Source organism: Sporosarcina sp. P33 (assembly GCF_002077155.1).
Lineage (GTDB): Bacteria > Bacillota > Bacilli > Bacillales_A > Planococcaceae > Sporosarcina.
This window is the reverse complement of the sequence record NZ_CP015027.1, coordinates 2,078,047-2,092,299: the sequence shown is the minus strand read 5'-3', so window position 1 is coordinate 2,092,299 and position 14,253 is coordinate 2,078,047. Positions and strand designations below refer to the sequence as shown.

Below are 14,253 nucleotides of genomic sequence, written 5' to 3'. Positions count from 1 at the left end.
TTTTTTATTGGAGTGGACCGCATGAAGTTAATTGGCGTTACCGGAGACTGTTTTACGAACGATGAGCTGCTGAAGAATTTACAGCAGGCGGAGCCGTATCTTGACGCTGTGATTCTGCGCGAAAAGTCCAAGACAGATGAACAGTTGACTGATTTGATAATACGTCTGAAGGACAGGAATTTCCCGCTTGCTAAACTTATCATTCATGCCAGACCGATTTTGGCAAGTATGCTGGCTGTCCCGCGGGTTCAGCTGACTGGTTATGGACTGTCTGTCACAGATGCACAACGGGATTATCCGAATATTTCATTCGGCTGCTCGGTACATTCCCTGCATGAGGCACTGCAAATGGAGCAAAACGGGGCAGATTGGCTGCTCTATGGACATGTTTACGAGACTGCATCAAAACCCGGGCTGCCTCCGCGCGGCACGAAGGAATTATTTGAAATCGCGTCGGCGTGTACTATTCCGGTGTATGCGATCGGCGGAATCCATCCGCATCATCTGACAGATCTGCAGCGGCATCATGTGGCTGGCGCTGCATTATTATCCCCTATGCGCTCATCAGACGCATTACGGGGTTATCGGACGGCAGTTGAAAAAGGAGAGATAGCTAATGAAGAAGATCATTGATTTGAACGGAAAGTCTTATACCGTTGTGCCGGAAGTGGAAACGGTCCAGCAGCTGCTTACGCATCTGGAACTCGGTGACCGTATTTTGATAGTAGAGCAGAATAAAGAAATTTTGCAGAAAGACAGCTACGATGCACCGATCATGGACAGAGACCAAATTGAAATCATACATTTTGTAGGAGGCGGATGAAGATGTTACAAATTGCAGACAAGAAATTCTCTTCACGTTTATTATTAGGAACAGGCAAATACCCTTCATTTGACATACAAAAGCAGGCAGTGGCTGTATCGGAAGCCGATATTTTGACGTTTGCTGTTCGCAGAATGGATATTTTTGAAGCATCACAGCCGAATTTCCTGGAGCAGTTGGATTTAACGCGCTACACGCTTCTTCCGAACACGGCAGGCGCAAGCACCGCGGAAGAAGCAGTACATATTGCACGGCTGGCGAAAGCTTCCGGACTATGTGACATGGTGAAAGTGGAAATTATCGGCTGCAGCCGTTCATTGCTGCCTGATCCTGTCGAGACATTGCGCGCGTCTGAAATGTTGCTGGACGAAGGTTTTATTGTATTGCCTTATACGTCAGATGATGTGGTGCTCGCCAGAAAGCTCTGTGAATTAGGGGTCCATGCGGTTATGCCTGGTGCTGCACCAATCGGTTCGGGCAAAGGCATTTTGAATCCGCTGAATCTGTCTCTTATCATTGAACAGTCAAATGTTCCCGTCATCGTTGATGCAGGCATCGGCTCTCCGAAAGACGCGGCATACGCAATGGAACTGGGGGCTGACGGTGTATTGCTGAACACGGCAGTGTCGGAAGCGGCAAACCCTGTCATGATGGCAGAAGCAATGAAGTTGGCGATTGAAGCGGGGCGTCTCGGTTATAAGGCGGGACGCATGCCGGAACGTGATTACGGCGTCGCAAGCAGTCCAATTGAAGGACTTGTAACCAATTGATCGGGAAATACTCACGGCAGGAACTGTTTGCGCCGATCGGGCCGGTCGGTCAGCAGCGCATCCGTGAAGCGAAAGTATTTGTTCTCGGCGCAGGCGCGCTCGGTTCAGCGGGTGCTGAAATGCTTGTCCGCGCGGGCATCGGTGAACTGACGATTGTCGATCGGGATATTTTGGAATGGACCAACCTCCACCGCCAGCAATTGTATACAGAACAGGATGTCATTGATCAATTGCCGAAAGCGATTGCAGCCGAAAGCCGATTGCGTGCCATTAATAGTGATGTGAAAATTCTCGGCATTGTCGCCGATGTGACGCCTGAAAATGTTCTCGAGTTATTCGAAGGCCATCAGTTCATCTTGGACGGCACCGATAATATCGAGACTCGCCTTCTGGCAAATGACGCAGCTCTTCAATTAGGGATCCCCTTCTTCATGGGTGCATGCGTCGGAAGCTACGGCCTGACATTTCCGATTGGCGTCAAAGAAGATGAACCCTGCCTGCACTGTCTGCTTGAAGCCTTGCCGCCGCAATCTTTAACTTGTGATACCGTTGGCGTCATTGCACCGATTGTCGTCACAACAGCTGCACGTCAAACAGCAGAACTGATGAAATGCATGACGGGCGCAGCAATGGAGCCGCGCCTCGAATCCGTGGACTTATGGACCGGGGAGCGTGCAGCGATGAATGTGCAAAGCATGAAGAAGCCTGAGTGCCCGAGCTGTTCCGCACATCCCGCGTATCCTTATTTGTCCGCCCGGGAAGTTGTCCGCACCGCTGTACTCTGCGGGCGTGATACGGTTCAGCTGACATGGCCGAAAGATCGTCAAGTGGAGCTTGTTTCATTCGCAGAATCCATTCAGGGTATCGTCTCTAATTTGAAACAGAACCCTTATTTAGTGTCTTGCGAATATAACGGCAGCCGGCTCGTACTTTTCCGTGACGGCCGCATGCTCGTTCACGGCACGAAAGATGTCACGGCCGCAAGGAAAATCGCGGCGGGATTATTGGGGTGAATGAGCGGTTGACGGGCGGCTATGAGCGCTTGAGGGAGTGTGTTGAGCGCGCGGCGGGACTTTATGAGCGCTTGCGAGGCCTCATTGAGCGCTTAACCAGGCTTTATGAGCGCTTGAGAAACCTCATTGAGCGCTTAACGTGACTTCATGAGCGCTTGCCAAACCTCATTGAGCGCTTAACGTGACTTCATGAGCGCTTGCCAAACCTCATTGAGTGCTTAACCTGACTTCATGAGCGCTTGCCAAACCTCATTGAGCGCTTAACCTGACTTCATGAGCGCTTGCCAAACCTCATTGAGCGCTTAACGTGACTTCATGAGCGCTTGCCAAACCTCATTGAGTGCTTAACCTGACTTCATGAGCGCTTGCCAAACCTCATTGAGCGCTTAACCTGACTTCATGAGCGCTTGCCAAACCTCATTGAGCGCTTAACGTGACTTCATGAGCGCTTGCCAAACCTCATTGAGTGCTTAACATGACTTCATGAGCGCTTGCCAAACCTCATTGAGCGCTTAACCTGACTCCATGAGCGCTTGCCAAACCTCATTGAGCGCTTAACATGACTTCATGAGCGCCACACAAAAAACAGACAATAAAAATGCTCCAGACTGCCATGACTCTTGGCCGTCTGGAGCATTTATTTTATTCATAAACCGTATCATCAAGCGCAAGTACGCCGTCAGTCATTTTGTATACTTTATCCACATATTTAATCAATCGGATATCATGTGTCACCACAATCGTCGCTGTCTGATTGGATTTTGTTTCATTGCGTAAGATTTCCATGACCTCAAACGCCCGGTCAGAGTCGAGTGAAGCAGTCGGCTCATCCGCTAGAAGGATAGACGGTTTGCTGAACAGCGCCTTGGCAATCGCAACGCGCTGCCGCTCCCCTCCCGATAAATCAGACGGATAGTTCTTATGCAGCTTCGTGATGCCCAGATCTTCATACAGTTTGCGCTGCTCGTCTTTTGACATATTATTCTTTTTCACTTTATTCAGCAATTCAAGCTGTTCATCGACTGTCAGGAACGGCACAAGGTTGGATGCCTGCAAAATAAAGCCGATTTCCTGCAGACGGACTTTGGATCGCTGCTTTTCATTGAGCTTCGACAATTCATTGCCGTTAATGATGACCTCGCCTTCGCTTGGTGTCTGCAGTCCGCCCGCCACTGTCAGGAACGTGCTTTTTCCCGAACCAGACGGACCGATGACTGCGACCAGTTCGCCCCGTTCTACGATGAAATTAGTTTCTTTCATAGCTTCAACCAGCGTATTGCCTTCACCGAAAGTCTTTTTCGCGCGCCGTAATTCTAATACCATCGCTTACCCTCCTATCGCTTCGAGCGGATCAATTCGGATAATCGTCCAAACCGAAATGACAGCTCCCATTATCGCCACTGCTATCAAAATGAAGCCATAAATGACCATCGTCGGGATATCAAACATCACAGGCACCGCACTTGGCAGGAAGCTTCCTGCAAGCAATGTCAGACCGAAACCGACGACAACACCGATCAGCGCTAGGATGAATGTTTGCGCAACGACTGACTTTGCCAAGTACGTGCTCGAAATTCCTTGTGCTTTCATCAACCCGAACATGCTGATTTTCTGCACGGTCAAGACGTAGAGGAAAATCGCGACAATCGCAGCGGAAATGACGAACAGGAAGTAGATCATATACGTCAGCGTCAAATTTTGTTCCGTATAACCCGGCAGATTCTCAATGAATATCTCAGTTTCAATGATTTCCGTATTGTCAGGCAATGATAGGTCCTTCCAGTCTTTGTCTCTGACGATAACCGCATTGACTAGGTTCTTATTCATACTGTAGGCATCGCCGTATTTGATTTTCTGCATATCATTCAATTTCATATACAGGATCGGTGATGCATTGAACCGCGCCTTTTTCGTGAAGCCGACAATCGTCAGCTCTGTATCGGAAGAAGATAATTCCAATGTGTCGCCGATTTTAAATCCTTCATCTTTCAGCACGTCAGATGCCACAACACCGTTTTGCACGTAAAATGTCGGGTCGCCTTCGCTGACTTCGGGTTTGACGAATTCTTCTTTATCAATACCGAATAGCATAACGTTCTGCTTCGTTTCGCCGTTGTTTGCGATAGCACCCATTTGGCTGACAACCGCGGTTTCTTTCGCACCGAGTTCATCCGCCAATTGTTTATCCAGCGCAGATTCATACAAACTCTTATCAGACTCCTCAGTCAGTACAATCGCATCGCCGCCCCATGCATCCACTGCTTCCCTGTTCATGCTCGCCAATCCATTGGCAAGACCCGACAGGAAGAACACGAGGAATGACACGAGCAGCAAAATTGATGTAATCAATAAAAATCGTAATTTATTTTTCTTGATTTCGCTCCAGGCCAAAAACATATACTATTCACTTCCTTTTATAGGACTTCAATTGCTTCTTCCAGCTCGTAAGATGTTGAAACTACTTCTTTTGATACGCCGCCGATTGATGTGACAACTTCTTGCAGACTATTCATATGATCAGAGAAGTGCTGAATATCATCAATTGTCAAACGGACTGTATCTGTGATGCTCTGGAATGTTTCCTTCGACATTTCCGTTTCCTTCATTCCTATATCTGCAAACTTCGTAACATTTTCGATTGCGTCATGAACCGCCCGGGTCTTCGCCTTGGATCCGGCAACGAGCTGCGCAATATTATCAGTCGAACGCTTTGTCTGATCGGCTAAATTGCGCACTTCATCCGCCACAACAGCAAATCCTTTGCCGTGCACCCCTGCGCGCGCTGCTTCTATAGCCGAGTTCAGCGCCAACAGATTTGTCTGATCGGCAATCGACTTTACCAGCTGCACCACCTCTTCTATCTGAATGGAAGCGCGATTCAGTTCTTCAATCAGTTCCGCCATGCCTTTTGTTTCTTTGACGATTGTTTCCGATGTCAGGACCATCTGCGTCATCTGGTCAATTCCGGATTGCGCCTGATTTGCAGATGATTTAGAGCGCACAATACTTTCCTGGATTTTTCCGTCGAGCTCCGCGGACTGTTCAATCAACTCACTGACAACAGAATACGTGGACTCAGATTTCTCTTCGATTTTCAGCGCAATACTGCCAATTTGCTGTTTCACACTGTCTTTCACCGCCTGCTGATTTGCACGGATTTCCTCATTCATGCTTTTTTCAAATGCTTCCAGTACGAGCTGTTTCTCGAAGTTCAAGATTTTACTTAATGCCGCAATCATTTCCTGTTCTTCATGGCGCTCCAATTCCAAATCAAATAAAATTTCAAGCATTGTAATATGAAGGTTTTCGAACGCCGCGATGTACCATTTTGGTTCCAGACCGATCCGCAAATGGGATTTCGCTACTTTACTGCGGTTCTCTATATACGCTTCATCAATTACTCCCTCAAATAGTCCGCCAAGGTGAATTGCGAGCGTTTTGCTTAAATAATCTGTCGTGCTGTGTTTGTTGATCATTTGAGACAATTCAGGAACTGCCGTCACACTCGCGTAGAATGCTTTTACAATTTCATCAATTCGGTCATTCATCGGCTCTTTCAATGCACGCAGCAACTGCAGGTCACGCTCTCTTAACTGAATGGCGTCCAGCTGCAGCTGCACTTCCTTCGAGGAGATTTGCAATTTGACAGGGGCAGAAGAAATAGATTGGATAAGTGATGCCGGTTTACGTTTTTTAGTGATCCACATATAGATATTCTCCTTTTCTTCTTCCAATACAGATAAATTGCCGTTCGCTTCATCTGTTTACACCTTGTATAACGTTTGTTTTAGTCTATTATACATAGATATGATTGCAACTGCTAGAGAAATTCATCGACAAAGTTCTATTTCAGCTTTAGAGTTTGTCTTCGCATCAGAACTCCTGCAAGAAAACCATACAGTCCGTGGCCAGCAATCCACCAAAACAGCGACAGCGGATCTCCTGCACTTGGCGTTCTATCGGAAAATGAAGTCGTCGGATAAAGCAAGAAACCGATAGCGATGTTCACCAAAAAAACAAACAGAATCACGTGGCTGCGGATGAAACCGGTGCTTTTTCTATAAAAGACAACTAATATGACACAGAGCACCACTGAGATGATAAGATGAAAAAATACTTCAATACTTTCAGGAAATGCATATTCTTTGATGACAGGTATGTAGTCGACATTCAACAGCAAAGTGTATACTTTAAGCCCTGTGACCGCCTGCACTATTTTCAGAAACACAGCAAGGACTATTCCTGTTACGATGCCAATCCATGTACCTTGCACACTATAGTCAGTTTTCATTTGGACACCTTCCTACACAGTAAAATAACAGATTTGACTTAACGTGTCAAATATCTGTATAATGTTATGTATAAAGAAATGAGCGGTGTATGGCTGCTAAATCATTTATAAAGAAAGGTGAATTGCTTTGAGGCCTTCATCTGAAACCCCAACGTATACAATTAAACAAGTGGCAGATCAAACAGGCTTGTCGAGACAAGTCTTGAGAAAATGGGAAGAGCGCTATGATATTGTCGTGCCGCAGCGTCTTGAGAATGGTTATCGTGTCTATCGAGAGGAAGATATCCGTCTGTTTTTGCTGATGAAACGTTATGCAGAAGAAGGTTTTGCGCTGCCCCAGGCTTCTGAAATGGCAAAATCCCAGCAAAAGACCAGTATGGGATCCAATACAAAAGATGCGCATGCCGAGGAAATATTATGTGATTTGTTACGTTTTGGAGAAACATGTGATGAGCTGGAATTGAATTTCACGTTGCAGGCTGCTTATCACCGATTAGGGTTAGAACAGTATTTGCAGCAAATCGCCGTCCCATTTTTGAAGATAGTAGGCGAAAAATGGGCTTCAGGTGAATGGGATGAATATCAGGAGGCGCTGTCCAGTTTGGTCGTTCGGGATCAGCTCGTTCAGCTGCGCCGAAACTTCCAGTATCGGGAGGATTCACCTATATTGCTGGGGGCATGCCTCCCGAATGAATCACATGAAATTCCCGTGCATATTATCCTGCTGCAATTAATGCTCAAAGGCTGGCGCACGGCTATGATCGGGTCCTCCCCCGCTCAAGGAGCAATTCAGTCATTTGTTGAGAAGATCAAGCCGTCCAAAGTGCTGCTGTCCGCATCCACTGCACTGCCTTTTGAAAATAATCCCCAGGTGATTCAGGAGCTGGATGAATTCGCGGGCCAGCACCCTGAGATCGACTTTTATCTGGGCGGTCATGGTGCATATATCTGTCTGGATCAGCTGAACCTACAGCATATTCAAATGCTTGAATCCATTGATGACATGTAATTTTTGCATAGGTTATATGCAGCCAAAGCACGATCACGGGCAGCCCAATGATCAACAATGGGAGCCGGGTAGGTAGTGCCGATTGTTACCCCCGCTGCATTAAGTACGTCTTCGGGTGCGTCCGCGGGCTGAAATACATAGGCAAGTGGCATGTCTGTTAATTCAGGCAGCCATTTTTTTATGTACCGGGCATCTGAATCGAACTTTTCAGCCTGGAGAATTGGATTAAACACCCGGAAATACGGCGAGGCGTCAAAACCGCTGCCCGCCACCCATTGCCACCCCAAGGAATTGTTTGCCGCATCCAGATCGATCAGCGTATCTTCAAACCACTTCATCCCCTCCCGCCAGTCAATCAATAAATGTTTAATTAAAAACGAGGCAGCAACCATTCGTACCCTATTATGCATATAGCCCGTTTCCCATAACTCACGCATCCCCGCATCGACTAACGGATAACCGGTATGCCCTGTTTTCCACGCCTGCAGCTGATCACCGGCCGGCTGCCAAGGAAACTTTTCAAACTCCGGGCGTACAGGTTTGCTTAGCATTTCAGGAAAATACAGCAACTGATAGTGGGCAAAATCTCGCCATGCTAATTGCCGAATGAACGCTTCAGCCTGCTGGTGCCCTGCCAATTCTGCTGCATTCAGCGCGCCATGCCAGAGTGAACGTACACTGATATTTCCCCATGCCACGTAAGGCGACAGCCGGGATACATAAGACGTTGCAGGGTGATCACGGCCTTCCAGATAATTAGACAAGCTTTGATCCCGAAACGTTTCCCAGCATTCCATGGCCGCTGTTTCGCCGGGTTTCCAGTGTTTGGCCAGCTTTTCATGCCATGCGTGACCGGTCAATAACCTCCATTCCTCCGCGGCTAGTGAGGGAAAACATCCGTCAGACGGCTTAAGTTCGGGAGCTGCAAGCGGCCGCGCGATCAATTCCTGCCTCAGCCGTTTCCAAAACGGTGTAAATACTTTATACGGCTGATTCGTTTTATTGAAAATCGCATCAGGTGCTGCGAGCAGCGTTCCTTGGAATGACCGGACCTGCACCCGGGCTTTCTCACATGCCGCTGTCAGTTCACGTTCTTGTTCGCGGCTGTTCGGATCATATAATTCATTAAATACAAGTTGGTCGGCTCCACTTTCCCTAATCAGTTTCATCAGCTGTTCGACCGGCTGTCCTTTTCTTACAACGAACTGAATCTTCTGCTCTCTGAAGCGCGCGATAATGTCCAGCAAGCTGTAATGCAGCCACCAGTCCGAGGCAGTATGGCGCGTCTCCGGTAAAATGAAAACCGGCAGCACATCCCCATGCGCTGCCGCCTCCGCCAAAGCCGGATGATCATGCAAACGCAGATCTTTACGGAACCAAACGATTGTTTTTCCCATACTCTTCATCCCCTTATACTTACTGCAGTTAAAACGCGCCGGATCCGCCGCCTCCTCCGCCCGTTCCGCCCCCGGCACTGCTGCCGCCGTCGCTGCTTGGTGTGTTGGCTGACACATTCGTCGACGCCTGGCCGAATGAACCTGTCAGGAAGAGCGGATTGTAGACAGCGCCGCCATAATATGCACTTTCGTGGTGTGACTCTTGATATCCGTCGCTGTGATGTGTCTTTTTATTTTGATTTAGCCGCTTCTGGGCACTTGCGAAATCTTCATAGTACGCTTCGAGTTCCGGATGCTGAACACCCACCCCGTAGATGAGGACGCGGAATCGGTCATCAATGGATAAACTGTCCCACTTCTTGGTATCCAGTTCCTTCATCCACTGCTCTACCCGTTCCCATTCTTTAGCCAACAGAGTGCCTTCAAAATTATATGCATTGTAAAACAAAGCGAAAGCCAGTGCCCCTGCAGTCAAAAGGATCGCTGTAATCAGCAGCATATACAGTTCGTAGTATATGAAAAAGACAGACATTCCAATCCCTGCAACACCGATCATGCTTAAAATCACACGCTCTTTTGTTGTCTGTTCCTGCACATCATACCGTTTTAGTTCAGCTTTCAATAAGTCTTTCCACATGACAAACTTGCTGTTGAAAGCTTCGTAATTCTTCTTCTTTTTCGTATAACCTTCCAGTTCTTTCAAGGTAAATCGTTGATCTTTGCCGATTTGGAAGAATAATAGTTGGATTAATTGTTTCTCATGGTCGAGCTGGACATTCGCATCGGTCAGCTCAAACTCTTCATCTGATAACTGCCGCACATGTCCTTTCCTTACTAAATCCAGCAATGCGGCCGACATCAGTTCAATCGATGCCGTGCCTTTTTTGAAAAGAAGGACCGCGGGCATACTCATTTCGCTGACCGGCACATAAAAGCCATCCGAATCGATCTGATACATCGCTTCTTGAACGTATTTTTTTCTCCGCGCATTTGCAAAGAAACCTATCAGCAGCACGCCGATTGCTCCTGCGGCCATAACGGCGCCGCCGACAGCACCGGTTTTTTGCTGATTCGAAATGAACCGCGCGCGTTCTGCAGCCTGCCGTTGCTGCTCCGCAATAACTTCAGGACGGATTTTTCCGCTGCCCTCAGTCATCGCGGGAAATAAGGACGGTTCGTAGATCACCCGAATATCGCCGTTGTCTCCTGCGCTGACTTCTCCAAGAGAAAACACCACTGTCCCATCCTGCTTCAGCGCTCCGCTCTCTTTTGCACTGTCATAGCCTATAAACAGCACATCCGATGCTTTGGCAGGCGGTACAACCGTAATCGTCAAATCGCCGTAATCTGTTTCATTGCGGCGATCGAAAAACGGCCAGTAGAATTGCACGCCGTCCTGGTACTTTTCCAGTCCGTCTGTAATCGTGTACTGTAAATCAAAGGTAACTACTTCATTCTTACCCTTTCTATGTACACGATATTCTGCCAGTTGTTTCTCGACTGCCAGCTCTTCACCTTTTTCATAAGCTGTAAACTGTTCAATGGACGCCCCCTCTTTCGGCTGGATTTCCCGAATGATACCATTAAATTCACTTTCAAAATCATACGTATGCTGCTCTTTTACATGAACAGTGCCATCTGGCTCCAATTGTGCGCTGATTTTTACATCCGGTATGCTGAAATCGACCGCACCTGCTGTCGGCGGCAGGAAAAGAAAGGCCAGCAGCACGACAGGCAGCAGTTTCCACTTCATAAAAATCACCTCTTATCATGGGTATACGATAAGAGGTGATTTTTGGTTTCATTTATTTACAGAATCTTGGAAATCCCTTGGTATCATTTCCCTGCCGGACGTTATAACTTCATCACCCGGTAAACGTAATAACCCATTGAACCGAACAGCAAGGCAAGGATTGTGATGAAAATCGGCGTGTTCAATGAATCGGTCCGCATTAATCCAATATCGACTGTCTGCCAGATCAAAAAAATGAACAACAATACTGAGAGATTTTTTACAACGTTCATGAAGAGCACACCATAACGATATTGAATTTCCATAGTATCGGGCCGCAAATTTAAGTAATTATACATATGCGGATACTTCTCCAGCGCAGTCATCCCTGCCCACATGACGGCCGCAATAAACGGCAGCAATAATAATTCCATTCTCGAACCGTAGCGGTCTGCTTCTCCGTCCGGACCGAAATGAGTTGGGATTCGGTCCGGTAATTGACCCCACTGCAATACCAAGTAGACGAGAGCAGCAGCGAATAAAGCGATAACCAGCACATCAAACGCTTTCGCAACAGCAGGCTTCTCAATGTCCAGCTTCGGTTTTTCCATCTGCATATTCCCGTCACCTCACTTATGAATCTGTTGCGCTAGTCATTTCAAAAACATCGAATACGTTCTGCTGGATATTCAGCGACATGATCTTGCCTTTTTTCTCGTAGAAATGAATGGAGCCTCTGCGTTCCTCTGGCATTTCCATCCAGCCCCATTCTTCTATCGTACGCAAATAATGCTCTGGAGGATTGCCGTCAGCGTCGCCGATTCCTTTCAGCTTATACTTTGCAGATTTGGTTATCTCCCCTACACAATCTTCCGGTTTTACTTCGTACGCTTCTTTTGGGACAGGAAAGCCCTGATTAATGATCGCCATCCGGTAGCCGTCTTCCGCACTGTACACATTCGAGCAGCCCGTCACCAGAAAAGCAGATGCTAATACCAGCAGCGCAAGCAACTGTTTCATAGTCATTACCTCCCGTTTCACCGCATGATTACTTCAAGCGTACTAGGAAATATTGTCATTGTCACCCGACTTTTCTGTGACGGTTTAGCGTAACTTTTTCAAGATAACCACTTTTAAATAATTAAATTCGGGATAGTCCCGCGGCGTGCGGAAATCTCTCGGCAGCGTAGATTCTTCCAGCACTTTATAGCGGATATCCATCTCTTTGAACGCCTGCTCAATGAAGCCTTTGAACTTCTTCATGCTGAAGCTCGCGTTGTTCGTCGATGCCACGATAATTCCGTTCTTCTCGGTAACAGCAATCGCTTCTTTCATAAGCATCGGATAATCTTTTGCCGTACTGAATGTGTATTTCTTGGAACGCGCAAAGCTTGGCGGGTCAAGGATGACCAATCCAAACTTCATGTCATGGCGCTTCGCATAACGGAAGTAATCGAAGACATCCATTACTTTAATGTCCTGCTGTTCATAATCAATGCCGTTAACGCTGAACTGTTCAATCGTCTTTGCGACACTGCGCTTCGCCAAATCCACACTCGTCGTCTTCGCCGCGCCGCCCAATGCAGCCGCCACTGAAAATGCGCCCGTGTACGAGAATGTGTTCAGCACTTCACGGCCTTCTGAATAATTATCCCGAATCGTTTCACGGACGTCCCGCTGATCCAGGAATATCCCCGTCATAGCTCCGTCATTCAAGTCAACCGCGAAGCTCATGCCGTTCTCTTTAATAATAATCGGGAAATCACCCGGTGTTCCTTTCACGTAATCATCCTGCTCCACATACTGCCCTTTTGAATCAAAGCGCTTCTTTTCATAAATTGCTTTGTATTCCGTACGCTTTTCAAGCACATTATAGACATGGTGACGGAACGCATAAATACCTTCACTGTACCAGCTGATCAGATAATAGCCGTCAAAATAATCGATGGTGAAACCGCCGATGCCGTCACCTTCTCCGTTAAACAAACGAAAAGCTGTCGTATCAGGATCTTCCATATACGCATTTCGGCGCTCAAACGCAGCCGACATTTTCTGATCAAAGAAATCAAAATCAATCTCTTCATTTTCATTGGCAGTCAGCACCCAGCCGATGCCTTTATTTTGAATTCCATAATAGCCTGTAGCCAAAAATTTATGATAGCGGTCCGTCAGACGAATCAAATCGCCTTCCTTCGCCCGGATTTCACCTGTCATTACGGAATCCTTTAAAATTAACGGATATCCCTTCTTTAAAGCCACTGTACCTTGTGCATTTAACTGTATTTCAACTAATTTACTCATATCGTCATCCTTAAAGTGTATTTTCTCTATTATCGCATGCTTGGACTCAAAGAGAAAGTGACATCATCATCTAATCCAGGCTTGCTGTTTATTGCAATCCGCAGACAGCTCACGCTACACTGGCAGAAACAACTGACAAAATAGGAGGAGTTCCATGAACATTATTCCACTAGGCATCTGGGGCGGCTATCCGAAAGCAAACAGCGCCACCTCATCTTTTCTGATCGAACAAGACGGGTTTCATTGCCTGTTTGACTGCGGCAGCGGTGTGTTGTCATCCCTGCAAAACTATATCGCACTGGAACAGCTTGACGCCGTCGTGATCAGCCATTACCACGCAGACCACATTGCAGACATCGGCAGTCTCCAGTTCAGCCGGATCATCCAATATTACCTTGGACAGCCGTCACCTGCCTTGCCAATATACGGGCATAAGCAGGACAAAGAACAGTTTGCCAAGCTGACTTACAAAGAACAGACGCAAGGAATTGAAATTCAAGAACATAGTTCAGTTCAAATCGGGCCATTTACTGTGACATTCTGTCCTACTGTTCATCCCGTTTACTGCCTTGCGGTGAAATTCACAGTGAACGGCAAGTCCGCCGTCTTCACCGCAGATACCGAATGGTCCGATCAACTAGTCACATTCGCACAACACGCAGACATCCTGTTCAGCGAAGCGAATCTATACGAAGAACATCTTGGCAAATCGCCCGGACATCTTGCAGGCAGTGAGGCAGGAACTTTAGCACAACAGGCCAGTGTCACACAGCTTGTCCTCACTCACTTGCCGCATCACGGTGACGTCAGTGATATCTTGTATGAAGCGAAGAAGAAATTTAGTGGACCCGCAGAGATTGCGGAAGTCGGAAAGAAATATGAATTACTGTAATCTCACGGCTTTTGGCACATGCTGC

Annotated in this window: 15 protein-coding genes; 6 read left to right on the top strand and 9 right to left on the bottom strand. The window is 47.2% G+C overall.

The window, feature by feature from the left end; genetic code table 11:
* Positions 1-21: 21 nt before the first annotated feature.
* Genes SporoP33_RS10465 through SporoP33_RS10450 form a run of 4 tightly spaced genes read left to right on the top strand, consistent with a single transcriptional unit; the run spans position 22 to position 2,606 of the window.
* Positions 22-633, top strand: coding sequence for a thiamine phosphate synthase (locus tag SporoP33_RS10465; protein ID WP_081244833.1), 612 nt, complete (start codon positions 22-24; stop codon positions 631-633).
* Entirely contained in the window at positions 617-823 is a 207-nt protein-coding gene (gene thiS / locus SporoP33_RS10460) for a sulfur carrier protein ThiS (protein ID WP_081243647.1), read from the top strand. Before SporoP33_RS10465 ends, thiS begins: the two co-directional genes overlap by 17 nt.
* Complete coding sequence (locus tag SporoP33_RS10455; protein ID WP_155961333.1) at positions 820-1,593, top strand: thiazole synthase; 774 nt, start codon at positions 820-822, stop codon at positions 1,591-1,593. Before thiS ends, SporoP33_RS10455 begins: the two co-directional genes overlap by 4 nt.
* Positions 1,590-2,606, top strand: coding sequence for a ThiF family adenylyltransferase (locus SporoP33_RS10450; protein WP_081243645.1), 1,017 nt, complete (start codon positions 1,590-1,592; stop codon positions 2,604-2,606). The genes SporoP33_RS10455 and SporoP33_RS10450 overlap by 4 nt, the downstream gene beginning before the upstream one ends.
* A 642-nt stretch (positions 2,607-3,248) precedes the next feature.
* Here SporoP33_RS10450 and SporoP33_RS10445 read toward each other — a convergent pair.
* The 4 genes from SporoP33_RS10445 to SporoP33_RS10430 all read right to left on the bottom strand — a co-directional run bounded on the left by SporoP33_RS10445 (position 3,249) and on the right by SporoP33_RS10430 (position 6,897).
* Positions 3,249-3,929, bottom strand: a complete 681-nt coding sequence (locus tag SporoP33_RS10445; protein ID WP_081243644.1) for an ABC transporter ATP-binding protein — start codon at positions 3,927-3,929, stop codon at positions 3,249-3,251.
* A 3-nt stretch (positions 3,930-3,932) separates the two neighbouring features.
* A complete protein-coding gene (locus tag SporoP33_RS10440) occupies positions 3,933-5,003 on the bottom strand; it encodes an ABC transporter permease (RefSeq protein WP_081243643.1) in 1,071 nt (356 codons plus the stop codon).
* 17 nt (positions 5,004-5,020) lie between these two features.
* On the bottom strand, positions 5,021-6,313 hold the full coding sequence (locus SporoP33_RS10435; RefSeq protein ID WP_081243642.1) for a globin-coupled sensor protein: 1,293 nt from the start codon (positions 6,311-6,313) through the stop codon (positions 5,021-5,023).
* 137 nt (positions 6,314-6,450) lie between these two features.
* A complete protein-coding gene (locus tag SporoP33_RS10430) occupies positions 6,451-6,897 on the bottom strand; it encodes a hypothetical protein (protein ID WP_081243641.1) in 447 nt (148 codons plus the stop codon).
* Between the two features lie 127 nt (positions 6,898-7,024).
* Between SporoP33_RS10430 and SporoP33_RS10425 the strand changes: the two genes are divergently transcribed.
* Positions 7,025-7,906, top strand: a complete 882-nt coding sequence (locus SporoP33_RS10425) for a MerR family transcriptional regulator (protein WP_196796768.1) — start codon at positions 7,025-7,027, stop codon at positions 7,904-7,906.
* Here the strand turns inward: SporoP33_RS10425 and SporoP33_RS10420 are convergent.
* The 5 genes from SporoP33_RS10420 to SporoP33_RS10400 all read right to left on the bottom strand — a co-directional run bounded on the left by SporoP33_RS10420 (position 7,876) and on the right by SporoP33_RS10400 (position 13,336).
* On the bottom strand, positions 7,876-9,303 hold the full coding sequence (locus SporoP33_RS10420) for a cryptochrome/photolyase family protein (RefSeq protein ID WP_081243639.1): 1,428 nt from the start codon (positions 9,301-9,303) through the stop codon (positions 7,876-7,878). The two genes, SporoP33_RS10425 and SporoP33_RS10420, sit on opposite strands and share 31 nt — an antisense overlap.
* Positions 9,304-9,331: 28 nt before the next feature.
* Positions 9,332-11,056 (bottom strand): DUF2207 domain-containing protein, encoded by a 1,725-nt coding sequence (locus SporoP33_RS10415; protein ID WP_081243638.1) that lies wholly within the window; start codon positions 11,054-11,056, stop codon positions 9,332-9,334.
* A gap of 101 nt (positions 11,057-11,157) precedes the next feature.
* Positions 11,158-11,652: a DUF1648 domain-containing protein gene (locus SporoP33_RS10410; RefSeq protein WP_081243637.1), complete on the bottom strand. Its 495-nt coding sequence runs from the start codon at positions 11,650-11,652 to the stop codon at positions 11,158-11,160.
* 16 nt (positions 11,653-11,668) lie between these two features.
* Positions 11,669-12,055: a hypothetical protein gene (locus tag SporoP33_RS10405; RefSeq protein ID WP_081243636.1), complete on the bottom strand. Its 387-nt coding sequence runs from the start codon at positions 12,053-12,055 to the stop codon at positions 11,669-11,671.
* 84 nt (positions 12,056-12,139) lie between these two features.
* Positions 12,140-13,336, bottom strand: a complete 1,197-nt coding sequence (locus SporoP33_RS10400; protein WP_081243635.1) for a class I SAM-dependent rRNA methyltransferase — start codon at positions 13,334-13,336, stop codon at positions 12,140-12,142.
* Positions 13,337-13,490: 154 nt separating this feature from the next.
* Between SporoP33_RS10400 and SporoP33_RS10395 the strand changes: the two genes are divergently transcribed.
* A complete protein-coding gene (locus tag SporoP33_RS10395; RefSeq protein ID WP_081243634.1) occupies positions 13,491-14,228 on the top strand; it encodes an MBL fold metallo-hydrolase in 738 nt (245 codons plus the stop codon).
* The last annotated feature ends 25 nt before the right edge of the window (positions 14,229-14,253 follow it).